We start from the raw sequence: 22,080 nt of genomic DNA on the forward strand, positions 1-22,080 counted from the left end.
CAACCTCTGAGTGATCTCGGCGCCCAGCTCTAAACCTGAGCCATGGCGGCGGGTTTCGAGATCTTTCGGTCCGATCAGGACAAGTGCCAGCCTATTTGGATAGCAAGAAATTCAACCTGGGAGTTGAACAGCGTGTACCCGATGCCCCCAATGCGATGAACCGGGGGGCTTTGTTTGTGGCGCTGAAAGGCCATTCTAACAGGCACGCGCCTGATGCTCTACCTCGGGATAACCGTCGCGCCATTCAGCGCGGCGGGACCAGACACTGGACCATGCCTCGGCTGATGCGCGGTGGTCCGCCTTGCCGCTCAGCGCTGCACGTGCGCGCGCGGCTTGCCACCGGCTCCACGGCCAGAGGCGCAGAAGTGTTATGCCCAGACCGCGCTGCCATGCCGGAAAATGGCGACGCACCAGAGTCGTCTTGGCACGCAGAAGCCGCACCAACTGATCCTTGCGAACAGTGTCCGAAGCACCGACGTAGTGCACGATTTCGGCCTCCGGGGTAATCCGGGGACGAGCGCCTTTTGCACGCGCTCTCAGACACAGATCGGCTTCTTCGCCATACATGACATAGGTCGCGTCAAAGCCTCCCAACTCATCCCAGAACGCCCGTTCGATCAGCAGAAAGCAACCGGTGACAATGTCCACTTCCCGCTCGCTGTCACGGGACCAGCCGCCATAGCCTTCGGGATTGAAAAGGCCGCTGTTCCGGAACAGGCTCGACAGTCCGGTGAGTTGACTGATCAACCCCCACAGCGACATCTTGCGCCAGCAATTGGTTGGGTTGAGACTGCGGTCGCCATAGAGCGTTCGCCCTCCCCAGATCTTCGCATCAGGATTAGCCTTGGCGAAGGCCATGAGACGGTCAATCGCACCGTCCAGCACCAAAGTATCCGGGTTCAAAAGCAGCACATAACGGCCCCGAGCCTTTGCCCGGATGGCGATGTTGTTGCCCTGGGCAAAACCGTGATTGTCGGCTTCCGCCATCAAAATAGTATCTGGAAAGGCCTCCGCCACTGCCTCTACCGAGCCGTCTTTCGAGGCATTGTCCAATAGGATTACCTCATGGGCGGTCTTGGTCTGGTCGCAGATCGTTTGCAGACACTCAAGCGTCATCTCCCGAGTGTTGTAGCTGATCACGATCACGGAAACCTCAGGAGGCACTAAATCAGCTTCGGGTGGAGTTGCCATCAGATCGACTGTAGGCATGGTCACAGCCCCCTCCCCGTCATTCCCGGTTCCATGCGCCTGACAGTGCGCCACTAGAAGACTGCACCGCTACACTCACCATACGGCGAGCGCGATGGAGGCGAATCCGAACCAAACACAGAAACGCCAAACAGCGCTCGTTGAACCCTTTGACCCGAGGTGTTGTGGCCACACGCTTGAGCTCAAACACGGGCGAACCCGCCACCGCCACAGTGCGGGCAACCCATTTCAGTCGACCGAGGGGCTTTTCCAGAAAATCCTGAAAATCATGTGCAACGTGCCGATCCCATTTCTGCGCCAGTGCTGCGAAGGTGTCACGCGCGGGGTGATAAACGATCATCTCAGCAACGAAGCGGATTGGATAACCCTTGGCGCCCGCGCGCAGCCCCCAGTCGCGGTCTTCGGCCACCGAGATCCCGGCAAAAGGGCCAACATCGGCCATTACTTCGGGCCGGGTTGCCAGATTGCCGGTACCTGAAAAGCCTTCCGCGATATGTTCATTGTTGCGATAAGAATAGATTGCCTCATACGGTTCTACAAAGGTCGGATTGGCCGGATCTGCATAGCTTACCTGCACATCGCCGCCGATTATCTGTGTGGCGGGATCGTGGAACGCGGTTTCAATCGAAGCGAGCCAATCCGGATTCGCGGTACAATCGGCGTCAATAAACGCCAGAAGGTCACCCTTGGCATCAGCAATGCCACGATTTCGTGCAGGACCCGGCCCCGGCTCATTTTCGCTCAGTAGCCGCACATTGGGCCAGTTCCCGCACACCTCTTCGGGCAGCTGGCGCGAGCCATTGTCGACCACGATAATCTCCACCTGTGCTTTAACGCCCTGCTGGGCATCAAGGCTTTCCAGACAGCGTCTGAGGTAATCCTCTTGGTTCAGATGCGGGACAATAACGGACAGCAGCATTGGAAAACTCTCTTAAAAAAACTCACGTAAAAATGTTTCAAGCGCAAAGAGCGACCAGAGCGCCTTGTCATGGGTGGCGGCACCGCTTTTGTGCGCGTCATGCAGCTCCCCAATAGCCTTGGTATCAAAATACTGCGCGGAAATCGAGCCAGGCCCCGTCACGAGATCGCGGAAGGGATCGGCCAACGGGCCCCGAAACCACTCGGCCACCGGCAGGCGAAAGCCATTTTTGGGCCGGTCGATCACAATTTTGGGGATCCTATGCTCCAACGCTTGACGCACGATGTATTTGCCCACTTTGCCGCGTATGCGCCAATCATCCGAAAGCCGAGCTGCGTATTCCGCCAGCCGGATGTCCATGAACGGTGCCCGCCCTTCAATGGAGGCCGCCATGGTCATAATATCCATCCGCTCCAGCAAATTGTCGGGCAACCAAGAAGTCTGATCGAAATGCAACACCTGACGAAGCGGCGAAGCGCCCGGCGCGGCGTTGAACGGGATCGGCCCGTGGCAAGGCTTTACGGGAGGACCTTTCCACAGCGCTTCGGCCCGGTCCGGCGGAAAGGCGGCGAACCAGGAGACCATTCGATCTTCGAACCGACGCTCGCGCAGCGCCTGGGCGGCAATCCGAACCCGGCGCGCTTTGGCAGGCGCAAGCGAGGTGGCGGCCATCGCTCCGTGCCCGAGAAGGGATAGAAGCCCTGAAGGCGCCAGCCCACCCATCCGCGCTTCCATCCAATGTTTGGGATAGCCTCCGAAGAGTTCATCCGAACCTTCGCCCGACAGCACAACCTTCACCTGCTTGGCCGCTTCAATCGACATGCGATAAATCGGCAAATCAGCCGGTTCCGCGATTGGCGCTGCACGATGACGGCTGAGGATCGGAAGATCGTCGGTCAGATCGCCAGGCTCCAGCACCACCGGTGTGTGGATCGTCCCAATTTCCCGCGCGGTGGCCTCGGCCAGGGGTAATTCAGACGCCGGATCGTCCTTGAACCCCACGGAAAACGTGCGAATGCCGCTGATCCCGTGATGGGCAATGGAAGCTACAATGGCGGTGGAGTCCAGCCCGCCTGACAAAAATGCGCCCAAGGGCACATCCGCGCGAAGCCGCAGTGTTACCGCACGGTCGAAGACCTCAAGGAACTCTGCGACCGGATCTTCGGGTGGCGTGCGGGGTTCTTCCCGTTCCTCGGGCGGCAACCAAAATCGGGCGCGGGTGACTTCACCCTCTGCGTTCCAGGTAAGGTAACTGCCTGGGGTGAGTTTTTCGATCCCCTGAAACAACGTCTTCGGCGCCGGCACATAGCGCCAGCCGAGGTAAGCGCGCAAAGCGGCCTCGTCAAGCTTCGGCTCAATTGCGGGATGCTGAAGCAATGATTGGATTTCCGAACCAAAGACCAGGCAAGGCTGTCCTTCCACCTGTGTCTCGGCGATGTAAATTGGCTTCTTGCCGAAATTGTCCCGCGCGATCGTCACCTGCCGGGTCTCGGCATCATATATCGCAAAGCCGAACATGCCGCGGAAGCGGGTCAGACTGTCCGGCCCCCACACTCGCCATGCTTCCAGGATCACTTCGGTGTCGGATTTGGTCTGAAACCGTGCGCCACCCGCCAAAAGCTCTTCGCGGATTTCGATGTAATTGTAGATTTCGCCGTTGAACACCAGCGTGAAGCGGTTGTCGTGGCTCGCCATCGGCTGGCCACCCGTGGCCAGGTCAATAATCGACAATCGCCGATGCCCCAAAGCTGCGACGGCGCCATTGGCCAAGGGCAGTATCTCCTGCCCCTCGCCATCAGGACCGCGATGCGCAACCGCATCGGTCATGGCTTTCAATTGCACTTCTGTGCCGTACGGCCCGATCCATCCAGCGATTCCGCACATATATTGGTCGATCCTGTCTACTTGCCCGGCACCGCCGGTTCTGCGCCGCCTGGTCCCGTTCCGCGAGTGCTGCAAACCAAGACCCGCAAACGAAGGCGTGTATGATCCAATCATGACCCAACGTCAAGGCCCTGCGCGGGGTCAGGGACCGGGCAACGCTGGGTGCTTAAACCCTTGTAACGTTTTTCCCAATTGCCTTCCACGCGAATTTTTTGCCCCAGGAAGTCCATGGTTGCGAATCTATGCCGTGATGTCCGGAAAGCCGGACAGCGTCCTGATTCCAGGGATCGGGTCTTTCGGCAATTTGCGCACTTTCGCCAGGCGATGTGGTAGGTTCTTCGTGTACACAATCCAATGCAAAGGCCACACCCAGCCTTTAGGTGATGGACTCATAAATGAGGCTGTAATGGTTTGAGGCGGCTTGCTTCTCGTCAAGGCGCGGAAGCGCAGGAAATGTGGCTCATTTTCAAGCCTTTCGCAACGCCGAGGAGAAGCAAGCCGGTCAAATCCGAAGGACATGGAAATGGCGTCACCCCGTGGCGTCAGCGTGCTTGACCGGGCAGAAAGCCCGCTCCGCATAGCCTTCCTAACGGGACTTCGCCATTTCGCATGCCATTTCAGTCTCATTTATGGGTACGGATCTGTAACTTGCATCGCTTTGGCGGCCGTCCGTTGACCGCCATTTGTGCCGAGCCGCGATCTTAATAGGTGCAAACGTCGGTCGATATCAGACTTGAACACAAGACTTGCTTGAAGTTCCCATGATTCCCCACAACAGATTCAGGCGGACGGAAGTGCCGTCGGCATTGATTGCGCAGTCGATTCAATCTAGTGTCGTCGGATTACTGAGTTTTGACCGCTCCAAGCAGTTTTGTAAAAATACCGGAAGACCGTGACGCACACTGTCTGCGCCCAAGGCCGGGGAAAGAGAATCGCCAAGCGCGCGTTCGGCAAGTTTTACATTCCGAGAATTGAAATCCTAACTGAACTCTAGTTGAAAACAGGACCCATCAAATGATGGAAATATTTGCAGCGCGCGCGGTCGACGAGGATAGAACCATCAGAAGAACTTCGCAGGGGCCAACTGCGGTCAACGGTTTTCAAGCGTCACTCGGATTACTGTCCTTATGATTTGCGCTGAATATCAGACACAGCATGATCAAAGCAACTGAACTGACTTGAAGCATTTTGATATGAATGTTCTGCAATATCCTGATTACGCCGATTCAAACCCATATCAGACGCTGATGTTCGATGCCTTACGTGACCAGGGCTGCCGAGTGGTTTCCTTCAATGGATCGCCGCGGATGCTCCTAAGGCGCCTGTTATCGGATCCCAGCGATATTTTACATCTTCATTGGATCAGCGGACATGTCGTCGATCCCAACAAACTGCAGGTTTGGGCCAGCATGGCGATTTTTGCAACCGCGTTGGCGATCTGGCGCTTGCGCGGGAAAAAAATTGTCTGGACCCTGCACAATCTCGTCAATCACGAACAGCAAAATACCGGGCTTGATCGATTGAATTCGAAGATTGTTGCACGTCTTGCCGATGCCATTCTCATACACGGCGAAAGTGCTCGTGGCGCAGCCAAAGAGGCACTCGGCGTTTCCGAGGAAAAGTTCTTTGTTGTTCCTCATGGAAACTACGACGGGATCGTTGCATATCGCCCTCCGAGAGACTGCTCGAAAGATGTTGGCAGCCAAGGCCACCGATTTCTGTTTGCCGGTAGCATCAAAACCTACAAAGGTGTCCCAGACTTAATAGAAGCCTTTGGAACTCTGGACGGGCCGCATCATTTGCGCATTGTGGGGCACGCTTCGGACCCGGACCTAAAGCAGACGATTGAAACCGAAGCCTGCAAGGACAGTCGTGTTACCTGTCAATTGAAATTCGTGAGTGACGCGGAGTTGGAGGACAATCTGGGTTGGGCCGACGTCGTTGTCATGCCCTACCGGGATATCTTCACTTCTGGCAGCCTGCTGTTGGCGCTTACGGCGGGGCGACCTGTTGTGGCGCCCAACATTGGACTTATTCCGGACTACGTCGACGAAAAGAGCGCCTATCTGTACAGCGCCGCCGAAAATAACGGACTGTCGAAAGCACTTGAGAAAGCTGCGAAGGACAGTGAACTCAAAGACCGGAGCCAGGCTGCAAGACGGGCAGCTGACAAGGTGAGCTGGGAAAGCGTCGTCAACCGGCTCATCGTGATATACGAAAATCTAGTGACACGCGGGAAAGCTTGACGATCCCAGATTTTTGCACCGAAGAAGTCTATTAGAACTCTGCAGTCGGAAACGGAATCAAAACCGGATAATCCTCGTTAATGTAAACACTCAATAAATGCGCGTATTTTTATTCCATTCGAAAATGCAACTTGATCTTCGCGCAATCCAAGTTTATCGAACACTTTATTGTAAATCAGGATTAAGACTAAAAAATTGAAAATGATGTCTGGTAACGGATTGGCAAAATAGTACTGCTAATGCTCTTCGGACCGAAGATTCCTCGGCCCGGCAATAAACTCATTGGTGACGACAAGACAATTGAAAGTTGCCTGGCCGACAGATTCATTGTCTTGGTCTAAACTATTGTTTTTAGAAAGGTTTTGCGTGTCATTGACTAGTTTTATTGATCAATTGGTACTCGAGTGAGACCGTTGTTCTTGGAACCAGCAACACGCGAAATTAGGATGGCAAAAATGAGCAAGATGCTTGGTATCTGCTTTTTCAGGAACATGACGGCGCTCGCAAGCGTTCCTAAATTCCCTCAATCAAGCTCGGCTCTGAAATAGTGTCTTCTCCGCCTACTTCAGGGGTATCGGATCCTCGCGACTCTTACTTCGACACTGAAGGTGTCGATATTGACCTTGTCGGGAAGACGGGGCGATCTGCTGGCCTCATATTGATGTTTTCGTTCATGCGGCTGCTGATTACGCTCCTCACAACAAGCATACTCGCGCGTTTGGTCCCACCTGCCGAGCAAGGGATCGTAGCACTGGCGATGCCGGTCGTACTCGTGGTGACCGGTCTGTCCGAATTCGGCCTCGCGCAGGCGGTGATACAGTCAAAAAAGATTATGCACCGGACCGTTTCGGTCCTGTTCTGGATCAATTTCTGGCTCGGCTTGTCCCTATCGATAGCGGTCGCTTTACTGGGTGTACCAGCCGCCAACTTCTTCGAAAGTCCCGAAGTCACCTGGGTATTTGTTGCGCTGGCGCCCAACGTGATGATCTCGGTACTCTGTGTGCAATACGTCGCCATATTAAGGCGGCAGATGCATATCAAACAGATCGAGATATGCAGCTTTGCAGGGGTAGTTGTCTCCGCATTTTGCGCGGTGGGTGCAGCAATTCTGGGAGCAGGTTACTGGTCCTTGGTTGTCCAGATCCTGGTCGCACAGGGGATAAACCTCCTTCTGCTTGTATCGCTCGTTCGATGGCGGCCGTCGTTACCATGGCGGTTTCCGGTCGGCGACGCTCGCAGCGAATTGTCATTTGGTGGATTTCTCGCAATCGACAGATTGCTTAACGAACTAATCCTGAATTTACAAACGGTGGTGATCGGCAGAGCGTTCGGCAGCGCTGACGCGGGCCTCTTTTACCGAAGTTATACATTTGCCGAAATGCCTCGCCGCCGGATTGCAGCCCCGCTCTCTGGTGCATTCGTGCCGTCTCTGAGCAGGCTTCAAGGCGAGCCAGAAAGGTTTCGGGACATGTATGTTTGGCAGATTGGGCGTGGCAACCTGATCATGGTTCCCATCGGCCTTTTCATGTGCCTTTGCTCGGATGCCCTTGTGCTGATTCTTTTTGGAGAAAACTGGCTTGGAGCGATCCCCATTTTAAGCTGGTTAGGGCTGATGACCATCAGCACGCTGACGATCAGCAGCTTCAACTGGTCACTGGTATCTTGCGGCCGCGCATTTCAACTATTTGTCTTCCGAATTATTCCCAATATCGTCAGAGTAATGGTTCTTATATTCACGGCACAATATGGATTAATTACTCTCGTCGCGACATTTACCTTGGCGAATATAGTGATCATGGGGCCTGCCTTATACCTGGCGGCAACAAAGTATACGCCGCTTGATAGATTTACAGTATGGAAGGCAATAAAATTCGACGTGCTATTTGTTATGTTCGTTGGTGGTTTTTGCTATGGATTGCGAGTGTTTCTGGATTTGAACGCAATTTTTGAAGCCATTCTGGTTGGCTTAATCATTTCGGCAGTATTTTTCTTCCGAATCTACAACACGACTGAATATCGAAACGATGTCATGAATGTCATAAGAAAATTTGCCAAATGACTCGCTTTCGAATTTTTACGTTTTCACACAATTACTGAAACAGTTTTCACATAGACGGTGCGCGACAAAACGACGGAATTTCAGAACCTATGAAAATACTTAGGACAAAGCTTTCGGCCACTTACAGGGCGGTCTTTGGCTCCCGCAACGCACAACGGGCGCGGCGGCTTTCTCTCGCCTCACATGCCAGACCCCGAGCCGGTCTTGAAGAATTTTTTTCTTCCTGCGAGGACAAAAGCGGATTTTCCGGAATTGCCTCCATGACCGCGTACGAACGCAGGCCCGTGTTTGTTTTTTCCGCGGGATGGAGATCGGGCTCAACACTTCTGCAGCGGTTGATTTCATCCGGAGAAAAAACGCTTCTCTGGGGTGAGCCTTACGACCGATGTGCGTTTGTACAAGCGTTTTCGTCGTCACTTTCCGCCTTCTCTTCCGATTGGCCGCCAAAGGACTATACAATTGACGAAACACTCGATTTCGATGCATTGGCAAGGGGATGGACCGCCAACCTCTATCCCGAACTCCCCTATCTGAAGGCAGGATTGCGGGCTTTCATGCTTCAGACTTTTGCGGCTCCGGCCCGAGCACGAGGGGCAGAGCGCTGGGGCCTCAAAGAAGTTCGTTTTGGTCTGTCCGAGGCTGTATTACTAAAGCACCTGTTTCCCGAAGCCTCTTTTCTGTTCATTCACCGCGACCTCGAGGAGGCTTACGTATCTTACTGTAACTTCAGTCCAGCTCGGGCTTGGTTTTCCCGCTGGCCCTTCGAAACGGCTTTCACTCCTTACGGCTTTGCACGACACTGGGCGCGTCTTCGTGGCGAATTTGAACTGGCTGCAGAGGTGACAAAAGGGTTTGCCATCAAATACGAAGATCTTGTAACCGGCGGTGTTGACCTGGACGAACTCGGAAAATATTGCGGTACAGTCATCGACAAGGATATCCTGAAAGTCCGCACTGGGAGCGGCATATACTCCGGTCGAAGCGAGGACCTGAGCCTTGCAGAACGCTTGGGGCTAAAGTGGGGGCGTGTTTCCGGCAGCCGTCTCGTGTACCGGCAGTATGGTGTTTCAGTCGTTTAAGCGCGGCGTTTCCTCTGACGAGACATACACACCGTTCAGTGTCTGGGAGGCGCGAGACATTTCGCTCTCTCCGACAATCAGCCATCTTTGGTGTTCACCCTCACCGGGTGTATTTACCGTCACCGAAAAAACCGTGCCCTGACCGGCGTTTTGCTCCGGGTCCGTGACCGCAAGGTGTGTGGTGCCAGCATCCAGACGATTTTCGTAAAGCTCGGACAACCAATAGTGCGGTCTAAATGCCCCTATCCCGAAAACATCTTCCAGAAATGTCTGAATTCGCCGCGGAAGACGCTTGTGGATTCGTTCCGAATAATGAGAACCGTATTGCCCGTGTCGCGTCAACAACCATAGATCAAGATCGTTGTCCAAATCTGCGTCATAGAACGCAAAACGAGCTTCATGCACGTCTGTCGCCGGGTTGAGTTCAATCAGGTCGCTTTTCACGAACGTTCCATCAGCCTGGCCGAGATAAAGACCATGCGGTACGGAAAAAACATCGGTGATGCCGTCCGAGTTCACATCAACGAACCCGCCATCGGCACTAGCGATTGGCAATCCCAGATCCTCGAGCGATTTCGGCAGCATTTCACCATCGACGATCGTAAACAGGAGATTTCCGTCGCGCGAAAAGACAAGCACATCCCAAAATCCGTCGTTTCCGAGATCGGTTATCGCGATTTTGTCCTGTGTCCAACCTTTTCTTGGCAAAACGGACTGGGTTTGAAATCTCCCGTCTTCATCGCGAAGGTAAAGCGTGACCGCGTCCCGCGTGACCCAGATCAGATACAGCTGTGGGTCGGACGGATCAGTGTTTCTTACGAATCGGAAGGTTCCAGGACCTTTCAAATCGAGACCGAATGCGGCCGCCTCCTCCTGGAAAACACCGTCCTCGGCCTGGATGTAAAGCCTGTTCGGAACATCACCATTGGGCGGTCCATCCCGTCCACATACCTGATAAAGGTCCATCCTGCCGTTATCGTTGACATCTACGAAGGCAGTCTGCCGCCCCGGACAACCATCCTTCACGATTTCAACTTCGCGGGTCCTGTCCACAAAACGGCCGTCTTCCAGAAAGAAGAATTCGTCTCTGGCAACAGGGTCAACCTGAGGCAGAAGACCGCGAATGCCCCCCCTGGAGATAAACAGTTCACTTCGCCCGTCGTGGTCGGTATCGTCCAGAGCAAATCCGTGCCGATCCTTTGACTGGTACCTCACTCTGTGCTGATCAGGCGCAATTGCGAGGCTGCCGAACACTACTTGCTCGAGGTCGGTATCCTCGCTGAATTCAAACGTGATCGGGAATCCGTCAGATCGGGCTGGAACCGGAACAAACTCTACACTCCCCTTGCCGGTCAGTTCGAACGTAACCACGGAACAAAATTTCGCAGGTGTGCGTGCACTGGGCGGACACGCTTCAGTCGCGCTGATTGCCGCTCCTGTCGCGGTCGTCCTGACCTTTCCCCATGGTATCATCACGCGGCCGGAAACCGGCGTCTCGGGTGCGCGATCCGCCTCGATCACGAAGACAACATCACGCAAATAGATTCGCACCGGTTGCCGCCCTGTTTCGGGAACAGGGTTACCGGCCGCCATGCCGGGGAGCTCCGCATCCTGGGAAAGATTGACCTCGATGACCGCGTTCTCACCGCCAAAGGCCCTATTGGCCTGACCGAACTCGATCATTTGTTCGCCGCTGTGGTTCGTTGTCCAACGGTCCATCAGCCCGTCGGAATCAAGATCACCCACACCGGCGTCTGAGACGTTGTAGTAGCTTCGTACTTCAATGACCGGGAAGCTTTCGGTTCCCGCATGTTCTTTGGGAACAAGCAGGAACCAGAATGTCAATCCACTTCCAAGAAGGCAGAAAACTCCAAAAACGAAAAGAACAAACAGCGATTTTTTCGAAAAAAGCTTCATTATGCCACGGATATTATCCTCTTTGACATGAATTGATCCAAAGCAATTTTTGCGATGCAAAATTGAGATGCACCAATGCGCACGACGACCTATCTAGAAAATGAATTGATCGTCGATATACAGCTGCTGCAAATATGTCTCAACTTCACTCCGTTCTGTTTCGGACAGTGCCCGGTCATAGATTAGCGCACTGGCCACTTCCATCAACGCTTCACCTTTGTCATTGATCTCGCTGCCTATGACCAACCGCTCCAGATCCGTGTTGAAGGTATGGGAACCACTGTCAATGACCAAACCGTCTTGGTAATGTGTGAATGAATTGTCACTCAAAACCACCGACTGCACCATCCAGCCTTGTGTCAGGCTATCCACACCGGAATCGAAGTCGTTCTCCGAACCCCAACCTTGCACTTCAAGATGGTCGTCCCTGGCGGTGACCAAGCCAAAGGCTTCGTTTTTCGCACCGTCGCCATATACGAGTCCGGCTGACACACCTTCGTCGTCGATGTAGTTGACCACGAAGAACATGGTCCGGTCGGCCGAACCGGCGACGAGCCCATTCAATCCGTCCGTTGCATTCACACGCTCCAGGAGATCTCCAGTCCCATCAAATACAATCGCAGCCTCACCGGTTGGCGTTGCTCCCGCCACGATAGTGGGATCACCGCTCGCAGTCAGGTCATTTCCGCGGCCAGATCCGTCGAGCCAGACGGCGACGGTATCACCACTCGACACGCCAACATTCTCGAAAGATTCGTAGGAGGCAACGAGCCCGTTAACCACAGGAATGCCGTCATCGACGCTCAGCGTTACCGTTGCCTCATCTCCACCGGTCACCTGGTAGGTGAAGCTGTCCGTGCCGGTGAACCCGGCGTTCGGCGTGTAGGTGAAGCTGCCGTCGGTGTTCAGCGTCAGCGACCCGTTGGACGGGTCGGTGTTGGAAATCACGGTGAACGCATCATTTTCGGGATCGCTGTCGTTCGCCAGAACACCTTGTGCGGCGGCAACAGTGAGAACGCCGTTGGGGTCAGCGGAATATGTGTCATTGACCGCGTCGGCCGGATCATCAACCGGCGTACCGTTCAAGGTCACAACTGCCTGATCCGTACCACCCCTGCCGTCGCTGATCTGATACGTGAAACTGTCGGTACCGTCAAAGTCGGCGTCAGGCGTATAGGTGAAGCTCCCGTCAGTGTTGAGCGTCAGCGACCCGTTGGTCACGTCTGTCACAAGCGAGACGTTCAGCGGATCGAGATCCGGATCACTGTCGGCACCGTTGCCGTTGTCGGCAAGCACATTTTCGCCCGCGAGAGCCGTGTCTTCGGTAAACACGAATGTGTCATTGGCAGCCACCGGCGCCTGGTTGTCCGGATCAGGTGCTCCATTGATGTACTTGGCTTGCAGGAACGCTTCAATCTGCTGGCGCTCAAGTTCGGAAACAGCGCGATCGTAGATGAATGCGCCGGCCACCTCGATTTCAGCTTCGCCTTTATCGTTGATTTCGCCACCGATAAGCAACCGCTCAAGATCAGTATTGAAGCTGTGGGTGCCGCTGTCGATGACCACACCATCCTGGTAGTGGGTGAATGCATTGTTGTTCAGGACAACCGACTGCACCATCCAGCCTTGTGTCAGGCTATCCACACCGGAATCGAAGTCGTTTGCCGATCCCCAGCCCTGCACTTCAAGATGATCGTCCGCGGCAGTGACCAGGCCGAAGGCCTCGTTCTGTGCGCCATCACCGTAAACAAGACCGGTGGAGACACCATTGTCGTTGATATAGTTGACAACCAGGAACATGGTGCGGTTTGCCGAACCAGTCGGAAGACCGTTCAAGCCGTCGGTGGCGTTTACGCGCTCCAGAAGATCGCCCACACCATCAAAGACAATCGCCGCTTCACCAGTCGGCGTCGAGGCGGCCGTCAATTGCGGATCGCCGCTCGCGCTCAGGTCATTGCCCTGGCCAGACTGGTCAGCCCATGCAGTGACCGCGTTGCCGGTTCCAAGCGTTACCCCGAGATCGGATTCATAAGCCGCGACGAGGCCGCCAGTGACGGGAACACCAGCATTGACGTTCAGCGTTACCGTCGCTTGATCACCGCTGGTTACCTGGTAGGTGAAGCTGTCCGTGCCGATGAACCCGGCGTTCGGCGTGTAGGTGAAGCTGCCGTCGGTGTTCAGCGTCAGCGACCCGTTGGACGGGTCGGTGTTGGAAATCACGGTGAACGCATCATTTTCGGGATCGCTGTCGTTCGCCAGAACACCTTGTGCGGCGGCAACAGTGAGAACGCCGTTGGGGTCAGCGGAATATGTGTCATTGACCGCGTCGGCCGGATCATCAACCGGCGTACCGTTCAAGGTCACAACTGCCTGATCCGTACCACCCCTGCCGTCGCTGATCTGATACGTGAAACTGTCGGTACCGTCAAAGTCGGCGTCAGGCGTATAGGTGAAGCTCCCGTCAGTGTTGAGCGTCAGCGACCCGTTGGTCACGTCTGTCACAAGCGAGACGTTCAGCGGATCGAGATCCGGATCACTGTCGGCACCGTTGCCGTTGTCGGCAAGCACATTTTCGCCCGCGAGAGCCGTGTCTTCGGTAAACACGAATGTGTCATTGGCAGCCACCGGCGCCTGGTTGTCCGGATCAGGTGCTCCATTGATGTACTTGGCTTGCAGGAACGCTTCAATCTGCTGGCGCTCAAGTTCGGAAACAGCGCGATCGTAGATGAATGCGCCGGCCACCTCGATTTCAGCTTCGCCTTTATCGTTGATTTCGCCACCGATAAGCAACCGCTCAAGATCAGTATTGAAGCTGTGGGTGCCGCTGTCGATGACCACACCATCCTGGTAGTGGGTGAATGCATTGTTGTTCAGGACAACCGACTGCACCATCCAGCCTTGTGTCAGGCTATCCACACCGGAATCGAAGTCGTTTGCCGATCCCCAGCCCTGCACTTCAAGATGATCGTCCGCGGCAGTGACCAGGCCGAAGGCCTCGTTCTGTGCGCCATCACCGTAAACAAGACCGGTGGAGACACCATTGTCGTTGATATAGTTGACAACCAGGAACATGGTGCGGTTTGCCGAACCAGTCGGAAGACCGTTCAAGCCGTCGGTGGCGTTTACGCGCTCCAGAAGATCGCCCACACCATCAAAGACAATCGCCGCTTCACCAGTCGGCGTCGATGCGGCCGTCAATTGCGGATCGCCGCTCGCGCTCAGGTCATTGCCCTGGCCAGACTGGTCAGCCCATGCAGTGACCGCGTTGCCGGTTCCAAGCGTTACCCCGAGATCGGATTCATAAGCCGCGACGAGGCCGCCAGTGACGGGAACACCAGCATTGACGTTCAGCGTTACCGTCGCTTGATCACCGCCGGTTACCTGGTAGGTGAAGCTGTCCGTGCCGATGAACCCGGCGTTCGGCGTGTAGGTGAAGCTGCCGTCGGTGTTCAGCGTCAGCGACCCGTTGGACGGGTCGGTGTTGGAAATCACGGTGAACGCATCATTTTCGGGATCGCTGTCGTTCGCCAGAACACCTTGTGCGGCGGCAACAGTGAGAACTCCGTCCGGGTCGGCAGAATACGTGTCATTGACCGCGTCGGCCGGATCATCGACCGGCGTGCCGTTCAATGTCACAACGGCCTGATCCGTACCACCCCTGCCGTCGCTGATCTGATACGTGAAACTGTCGGTACCGTCAAAGTCGGCGTCAGGCGTATAGGTGAAGCTCCCGTCAGTGTTGAGCGTCAGCGACCCGTTGGTCACGTCTGTCACAAGCGAGACGCTCAGCGGATCGAGATCCGGATCACTGTCGGCACCGTTGCCGTTGTCGGCAAGCACATTTTCGCCCGCGAGAGCCGTGTCTTCGGTAAACGTCAGAGTGTCATTGACGGCTGTCGGAGCCGAATTGTTCGGATCAGGAGTTCCATTAATGTATTTCTCTTGGAGGAACGCTTCGATCTGCTGGCGCTCAATGTCGGAAATCGCGCGATTGTAAATCAGCGCCGCCCCAACTTCCAACGCGGACTGACCTTTATCCTTGATTTCGCCACCGATAAGCAACCGCTCGAGATCGGTATTGAAGATATGGATACCGCTATCAATGGCCGTCCCGTTCAAATAGTGGGTGAACACATTTTCGCTCAGCACAACCGACTGCACCATCCAGCCTTGTGTCAGCCCATTTACGCCGGAGTCGAAGTCATTTGCGATGCCAAAGCCCTGTACCTGGAGATTGTCCTCCCTCGCGGTAACCAAACCGAAGGCTTCATTCTGCTCACCATCGCCGTAAACGAGACCCGAAGAGACTTCGTTGTCGTCGACGTAGTTGACCACGAAGAACATCGTCCGGTCACCTGTACCGGCGGGGATTCCGCTTATCGTTTCCGTACTATCATTTCGCTCCAAAAGATCTTCAATGCCGTCAAAGACGATAGCCGGCTGGCCAGACGGTGTTGCATCGCTTACGAGACGTGGATCACCTTGAGCGGACAAGTTGTTCCCGTTGCCCGAACCGTCGAGCCAGGAAACGACGCGATCTCCGTCCTCCAAACCAATCTTGATGTCCGACTCTAGCAACAGCACCAAACCATTGGAGATCTGGAGTTCCGTGGGTATGCCCACCTGGACGCTGATATTCGTTGATTGTACCGTCGCTTCACCGTCGTTGACTTCCAGATATGCGGTGTAGTTCCCCTGGAGCGCGTACGAATGGGAGGCGACAATGGTATCCCCGGATTGAGCCGTGCCGGTAGCAGTGTTGCCATCACCGAAATGCCACGTGTAGGAAAGAGTGTCGCCATCGGCGTCGAACAGATCTGCACTGAACTGAATTGATTCAGCTGTCTCCGCAACTGCGATGTCGATTGTTTCGTTGGAAACAACAGGAACATCGTTGACTGCTGCGTCACCAACCTCGACGACAAACGAATTGGAGTAAGTCGTTGCTATGCCGTCAGTAACAGTCAAGGAAGCGTAGTAGGTTCCGAGGGACGTGTACTCATTTGCAACAGAGATCGGGTTACCGGCAGCCGTACTACCCGTGATAATGTTCCCGTCGCCGAAGTTCAAGGTGTAGTTGAGAACGTCGCCGTCGATGTCAGTGAGCGTTGCATCAAACTGCGTGTTGAGCGGCGCATCGCCGACGGTCTCGGACAACGTGGCATTGATGATATCCGGCGCGTTGTTGTCACCAAAGGTCACGCGTCGCACTTCGCCGGACACGATCATTCCGTAGTACAAAGCCCCATCCGCACCGACATTGATCGTTACGACTTCAGCGGTGTCTCCCGGCAACTCCGTCGATGGTTTGAAGTCGTAGTCACCAAGGACCTGGGTCCCAGTTTCATCAAGCACGAGATATCGAATATAATCCCGGGTATAGTCGCCGTAGAAATAGACACCGTCCCATTCAGTCGGGAAAAGATCACCGCGATAGACCTCACCTCCGGTCATGGATGATCCGACGCCATTGTGCGGCAAACTCCAAATCGGTGCGGAGTAAAAATCTCCCTCAGCTGCGTTGCCCGGGTCACTATCGGGAGCCGGGTGATCATTCCGGTCCGAATTGTCGTTTACGAGCGTATTTGTTGTGCCTTCGTAATATGGCCAGCCGTAAAATGCTCCAGCTTGGTCGAGTCCGCCAATATGGAGATCTTCATGCGCAAGGCTTTGCTGGTTGCCACCGACTTCGGCGATATAGAAATTTCCATATTCTTCGTCCCAACGGGCTCGGAACGGATTTCTGAGTCCGTAGGCCCAAATCGAGTCGTCATTGCCACCGGCTCCGTCAATAAACGGATTGGCTGCCCATCCATCGGTGCCGTCTGGGATCGTGCCATCGGAATTCACACGGATGATCTTCCCCGACGAGCTGGTCAGATCCACCGGCAGATCCGCACCGCCGCCGGAGCCTTCGCCGGGCGTTGTGGTCTGAAACTTGTCAGAGGTGGTCAACCAAATCTTGCCGTCAATGCCGAAATCAAGGCCGCCACCATAATGACAGCAAGCCAAATAACCGTCCGTGTCCTCCCAAACCACAAACTCGCTCGACACATCTGCGATAGAGGTAAGGCCGCCTGAGTTTTCCTGATGCTGGAAACGGGCGATGCGTGCATTTTCCGGGCTGTCTGGTGTGTAATAGAGATAGATGTAGCCATTGTTGGCGAAATCGGGATCTAGTGTGATGTCCAGAAGCCCGCGTTCCTGCCCCGCATCGATATTCGAGAGCGTCATGTAGATTTCGCTGCGGCCAGACTCTGGATCTACAATGCGGATCTCACCATCCTTGGATAGCAGTAGCATCCGATTGTCGGGAAGAAACGCCATAGAGATTGGGAGAAAGAACGGCGATCCCCCCGTCAGGTCAGTGCGAGCTACAACAAGTTCGTCGCTAAAACCATCGAGCGAAAGAGGTCCAGACATAACAATTTAACCCTACAAATCTGTTACACAATAAAAATGAAGTGTGCGCCACGCAGACAAATCAAAAGCCTGGTGTTGATTTATTTTAACTCCAAACGTATCGGTTTGTTAATCAAAATTTAATGAAAATTAAAAAAGGGTAAATCACTTTCATTTCATTCTGATTTTCCGACAATCATATCCGTCAACACCTCGACGTGTCGGAGCGTCGAACCTGTCGCGTCTTGGGACGGCACCGGTCCACGCAGATGAGTTGCTCGATGGTAAAATCGTCCGCGACTTCAAGAAAGCACAAAATCTGATTGAGCAATGCAGGAAACACGACAATACCAAGCGTCCACACAGCACCTCGGGCTATCGCCCACGGCACCGGAGACCATCATTCCGATGGACCAAATCCCGGCCATACACTCATAATAAAAACGGACCGCTCAAGCGGGGTTGATCAATAGCCCCCATTCAAATCGGACTTGCTTATAAATGCATTGTTTAAGCTCGTCATGCTATCTTGCTATGATCGAGAACAAAATCCTACATCACAGCGGCGGTACATTTTGAGCGAGAAAGAGACTGACCCCACCCAAATGACCGACTTCCTGCCAGAAGAGGTCCGGAAGGCGACATCCCTGAGCGACGCCGCGGCGCATCTGGGGGCGTACCTGGAGCTTTCGGGCCCGGCTCCCGAAGCAGCCACACAGCGCGCGCTCGACAACCCCCTCTATGCACGGGCGCTTGTGTCCTTGCGAAAGATGCCGGAGTTGCGGGATCAAGTTCTCGAGTCCGCCGAAAGTCTACGCGTACACGGACAACCCACCGAAGCAGCGCAGTCGGTGGTAAACAACGAAAAAAGCGTAGCAGCGCAAGCCGCAGGCGCATTGCTGAAGTGGGGAATGGCAGGATTGGAGCATGCCAAACCCTGGCAAATTGAAACAAGACTGGCGGCCTGCAACGCCTGTTCGTTCCTGGCGGACGCCCCGGACGACCTGATCTACCGTGGGGCCAAGGTTTTCGTCGGCAAGGATGCCAAAATCTGCAGTTCCTGCCGATGCCTCGTCAACACAAAAGCGGCTCTAGCGACCGAGCACTGCCCGGAGCGCGATCCCGACGATCCGAACCTATCACGCTGGGGCGAACCATACGTTTTGCCCGAGGAACATCCCAAAGGCCCTTGGTAGCAGCAGTGGCGTGATTGCAACGGCAAATCCCCTAGCTCTGGAGCCCCGCCCGCCGTCAAGCCTGCATCAATCATATCCGTCAACATCTCGACGTGTCGGAGCGTCGAACCTGTCGCGTCTTGGGACGGCACCGGTTCACGCAGATGAGTTGCTCAATGGTAAAATCGTCCGCAGCCTCAAGGATGCACAAAATCTGATTGAGCAATGCAGGAACCACGACAATACCAAGCGTCCACACTGCACCTCGGGCTATCGCCCACAGCACCGGAGACCATCATCCCGATGCACCAAATTTATCATTCGACAAACCATCAGCATCGGTTCGACAGCATGGTAATGGAAGAAAAACGCTTAAGATCCTATAATACAAAACCTGAATCAGCGCCAAAACACCCAGAAACACCAAGAGCGTCTGTTGGCAACGTAAGAACAAAAAAGCTATGAGAAACTTAAGTGAGAATTTTTGAACCGGTCTATCGCGCGAGTATTTTTTGAGATAAAAATGTCGACACGAATTTCAACGAAAAACAACCTCTTATCCGACAGTAAACTGTCAATAATTGTAATAGTATTTTTCAGTTCATTCCTCTTCCCGGTAATAATAAATCTTGGCCCGGTAACTCTACTACCATATCGCCTCGTACTTCTTCTTGCAGCAGCCCCCGTTGCATATAATTACTTTTTATACACGAAAAAGTACCTTGTCGATTACATACTACTTACTTACGTTTTTTGGTGCTCGTTGTGCGTCATATTCTGGTTTGGAATATTCGAGTCCATAGAGCCGGTCACAATATTTTCAATCGAGACTCTCATACCCTATTTCATGGCCAGGATTTACATCAATAGTGAACAAAAACTCATTGCATTTGCAAAGTTCATTTTTGTAATCATCCTCATATTGATACCGATCGGAATATTTGAAAACTTGACGGCAAATTCTTTGCCAATCTCTTTACTGGGAAAGGTACTGAATACACTCCCTTACGTAGATCATGAATCTAGATTAGGCCTCGATAGGGCGCAGGGGCCTTTCGACCACCCAATATTGCTTGGTGTCTTCTGCTTTGCTTTCTTCTCAATCATTTTTTACCTCAGCGCGCCGGAGAACAAACTTTTCAGCCGCGTCACCAATGCTGTACTTGTCTTTCTGGCCGGTTTCACCTCGCTGTCGTCCGGTCCACTTGCGGGCATGGCAGCGCAACTCGGGTTGATGGCGTGGGGAGCAATTTTCAAATCTATCCGCGGCAAATGGATAATCCTGATCACTGGCCTGCTGTCTGTCTATTTCGTGGTCGCACTTTTTGCCAATTCCTCTCCGATTGAGGTGGCTTTCCGTTACCTTACATTCAATTCCGGCAATGCATGGGCACGGATAAACATCTTCAACTATGGCTACGCGTCCATGTTGGACTACCCGATGTTCGGCCATGGGCCGAATGAATGGGCACGTCCCTTTTGGCTCGGCGCAAGTATCGACATGTATTGGCTCGTCCCGGGTGTGCGATACGGTTTTCCGGGCCTGTTCCTCAACTTGTTCGTGTTTGCCGCAGCGTTCTATGCCGTTGCCAGCCAGAAACCCAAATCGCACGGCATCAACCTTTGTAGCAAAGCTTATCTGTTTTCCCTTGTTGGGCTGCTCGTGGCAGGCTTGTCGGTGCATTTCTGGAATGCGACCTATGTGAGCTACATGTTTGTTCTTGGGGTTGGCCTTTGGACCGTTGACGCTAAAGTGGACGATGAGGCCGCCGAGACAGTCGATCAAAGCAACCGCGAACGCATTTCGCAAGCGCGCAGACGGAGGGCACAAAGGTCTCGGACGAGGCTAGGCAAGAACGAGACATGAACATGTACCGATTCAAAGTTGGAAAACCGACCGCAGTCTGGATCAACCTTTTATGGGGTCTGAGCTGTGCTCGTGTCTAATCCGTCAACTGTCTCGTTTCCCATCAAATATACCGGTCCCAATCGTCAATCGTTCGAGATTGAAAACATCATGTCTTCAGACGCTGCGCATTGCTTCGCCTAAATCTCAATATCAGATTCTTGACGTGATAACGCACGTTGAAAGGCGCCAGTCGCACTGCCTCTCTTGCATGCTTTCGGGCCTCCACCACGTCACCAGCCTCCCACAAAGCGCCAGAGATGCGGTTGTGATGAAACGCAAATATCTCGGGATACGGCTCCAACAGCGCCTCGTGTTTTTCGACGATCATTTGCTGTGATCTTAGCCTGGATGACTTTAGGTGCGTCAAAGAGTTTGAAGACATGTGTTGCTCAACCAAAACCTCATCCACAAACGCGATGGGCCCCTCTTGAGAGACTCGTATCATCAACTCCCAGTCGTTCAAGGATCGATAGTCAGAATCCATCCCTCCGACCTTTTCGTAAACGTCTCGCCGGATAATGACTGTCTGTGCGGAAATAAAGCTATCGCGCAAGACGTTTTCAGAAATGTCGCCTTCAAATCTGGAGGTCAATCCGTAGGGAATGCGACCGGTTTGTTTGCCGTCCGCAAAAATCGCCATGGCGCAGTAGCAGGCGACGAGGTTCTCATCAGCCTCGAGACGAGCCATCTGTTTCGACAATTTTCCCGGCAACCAAACGTCATCGCTGTCTTGAAAAGCGACAAAGGGGGCAGAGCCCTGCGCAACGCCCCAGTTTCGGGCGCCGGAAGCTCCCTTTGGACCCTCGTTGGAGGTAATTGCCAAGCGTTCATCGGAGACTGCTTCAAGCACGCTCAATGTGCCGTCAGTCGATCTATCATCCGCTACAATCACATTGAAGCGATCATAGTCTTGCTCAAGGATGCTGGTTACTGCATTTTTGACCGTTGTTTCCCGGTTGTAACAGGGAACTACAATATTCACCCTCAATTTATCCGAAGAAGCCATAAGAGATCCTTCATAATCAAAAAAACTTCGAAAACTATCGATCCGCTTCGGTCACACGTCATTTCCTGCACCCGAATACACCGAGCAAGAATGGTTGCAGCGAAAGCCGCCAGACCGCCGACGGTACGGTGCGATCACGTGTGAAGGATCCACTCAACTTCGCGCCCGACAAAGTAATCGATGAGTGTGAACAAACTTCTTCCGCCTCACCTGCATGGCTCCTAGGTGTGATCCGCTTTGCCAACGTGCTGCCGGCAGGTGTCTCGATTTGCCAC

At 54.0% G+C, this 22,080-nt stretch carries 11 protein-coding genes; 5 read left to right on the plus strand and 6 right to left on the minus strand.

Going from position 1 to position 22,080, the window contains the following annotated elements; genetic code table 11:
• Positions 1-195: 195 nt before the first annotated feature.
• The 3 genes from RDA78_RS25610 to asnB are packed head-to-tail and all read right to left on the minus strand — an operon-like array spanning position 196 to position 4,012.
• Positions 196-1,209, minus strand: a complete 1,014-nt coding sequence (locus RDA78_RS25610; RefSeq protein ID WP_434056211.1) for a glycosyltransferase family 2 protein — start codon at positions 1,207-1,209, stop codon at positions 196-198.
• Between the two features lie 19 nt (positions 1,210-1,228).
• Positions 1,229-2,128, minus strand: a complete 900-nt coding sequence (locus tag RDA78_RS25615) for a glycosyltransferase (protein ID WP_434052580.1) — start codon at positions 2,126-2,128, stop codon at positions 1,229-1,231.
• A 12-nt stretch (positions 2,129-2,140) separates the two neighbouring features.
• Positions 2,141-4,012: an asparagine synthase (glutamine-hydrolyzing) gene (asnB, locus tag RDA78_RS25620; RefSeq protein WP_434052581.1), complete on the minus strand. Its 1,872-nt coding sequence runs from the start codon at positions 4,010-4,012 to the stop codon at positions 2,141-2,143.
• 1,178 nt (positions 4,013-5,190) lie between these two features.
• Between asnB and RDA78_RS25625 the strand changes: the two genes are divergently transcribed.
• The 3 genes from RDA78_RS25625 to RDA78_RS25635 all read left to right on the plus strand — a co-directional run bounded on the left by RDA78_RS25625 (position 5,191) and on the right by RDA78_RS25635 (position 9,396).
• Complete coding sequence (locus RDA78_RS25625) at positions 5,191-6,258, plus strand: glycosyltransferase family 4 protein (RefSeq protein ID WP_434052582.1); 1,068 nt, start codon at positions 5,191-5,193, stop codon at positions 6,256-6,258.
• 673 nt (positions 6,259-6,931) lie between these two features.
• Positions 6,932-8,317, plus strand: a complete 1,386-nt coding sequence (locus RDA78_RS25630; RefSeq protein ID WP_434052583.1) for a lipopolysaccharide biosynthesis protein — start codon at positions 6,932-6,934, stop codon at positions 8,315-8,317.
• 89 nt (positions 8,318-8,406) lie between these two features.
• Complete coding sequence (locus RDA78_RS25635; RefSeq protein ID WP_434052584.1) at positions 8,407-9,396, plus strand: sulfotransferase; 990 nt, start codon at positions 8,407-8,409, stop codon at positions 9,394-9,396.
• Here the strand turns inward: RDA78_RS25635 and RDA78_RS25640 are convergent.
• Positions 9,385-11,241 carry an FG-GAP repeat domain-containing protein gene (locus tag RDA78_RS25640; protein WP_434052585.1) on the minus strand — a complete coding sequence of 619 codons (1,857 nt, stop codon included), beginning with the start codon at positions 11,239-11,241 and terminating at the stop codon, positions 9,385-9,387. The genes RDA78_RS25635 and RDA78_RS25640 overlap by 12 nt on opposite strands.
• Before the next feature lie 165 nt (positions 11,242-11,406).
• Positions 11,407-17,616: an Ig-like domain-containing protein gene (locus RDA78_RS25645; RefSeq protein ID WP_434052586.1), complete on the minus strand. Its 6,210-nt coding sequence runs from the start codon at positions 17,614-17,616 to the stop codon at positions 11,407-11,409.
• Positions 17,617-18,320: 704 nt separating this feature from the next.
• On the opposite strand from RDA78_RS25645, the gene RDA78_RS25650 reads away from it, so the two are divergent.
• Positions 18,321-18,911: a hypothetical protein gene (locus RDA78_RS25650; protein WP_434052587.1), complete on the plus strand. Its 591-nt coding sequence runs from the start codon at positions 18,321-18,323 to the stop codon at positions 18,909-18,911.
• An 826-nt stretch (positions 18,912-19,737) separates the two neighbouring features.
• The gene (locus tag RDA78_RS25655) at positions 19,738-20,757 is read left to right on the plus strand and encodes an O-antigen ligase family protein (RefSeq protein ID WP_434052588.1); all 1,020 of its coding nucleotides are present in this window, start codon (positions 19,738-19,740) and stop codon (positions 20,755-20,757) included.
• 148 nt (positions 20,758-20,905) lie between these two features.
• Here RDA78_RS25655 and RDA78_RS25660 read toward each other — a convergent pair whose 3' ends face one another.
• A complete protein-coding gene (locus RDA78_RS25660; protein WP_434052589.1) occupies positions 20,906-21,805 on the minus strand; it encodes a glycosyltransferase family A protein in 900 nt (299 codons plus the stop codon).
• Between the last annotated feature and the right edge of the window lie 275 nt (positions 21,806-22,080).

The organism is Roseibium sp., from assembly GCF_051016195.1.
Classification (GTDB): Bacteria; Pseudomonadota; Alphaproteobacteria; order Rhizobiales; family Stappiaceae; genus Roseibium.

Bases quoted from the DNA above. Each gene is read 5' to 3' on its own strand.
- RDA78_RS25610 (WP_434056211.1), bottom strand. From the start codon at position 1,209: ATGCCTACAGTCGATCTGATGGCAACTCCACCCGAAGCTGATTTAGTG.
- RDA78_RS25615 (WP_434052580.1), bottom strand. From the start codon at position 2,128: ATGCTGCTGTCCGTTATTGTCCCGCATCTGAACCAAGAGGATTACCTC.
- asnB (WP_434052581.1), bottom strand. From the start codon at position 4,012: ATGTGCGGAATCGCTGGATGGATCGGGCCGTACGGCACAGAAGTGCAA.
- RDA78_RS25630 (WP_434052583.1), top strand. From the start codon at position 6,932: ATGCGGCTGCTGATTACGCTCCTCACAACAAGCATACTCGCGCGTTTG.
- RDA78_RS25635 (WP_434052584.1), top strand. From the start codon at position 8,407: ATGAAAATACTTAGGACAAAGCTTTCGGCCACTTACAGGGCGGTCTTT.
- RDA78_RS25645 (WP_434052586.1), bottom strand. From the start codon at position 17,616: ATGCTACTGCTATCCAAGGATGGTGAGATCCGCATTGTAGATCCAGAG.
- RDA78_RS25650 (WP_434052587.1), top strand. From the start codon at position 18,321: ATGACCGACTTCCTGCCAGAAGAGGTCCGGAAGGCGACATCCCTGAGC.
- RDA78_RS25655 (WP_434052588.1), top strand. From the start codon at position 19,738: ATGGCCAGGATTTACATCAATAGTGAACAAAAACTCATTGCATTTGCA.
- RDA78_RS25660 (WP_434052589.1), bottom strand. From the start codon at position 21,805: ATGGCTTCTTCGGATAAATTGAGGGTGAATATTGTAGTTCCCTGTTAC.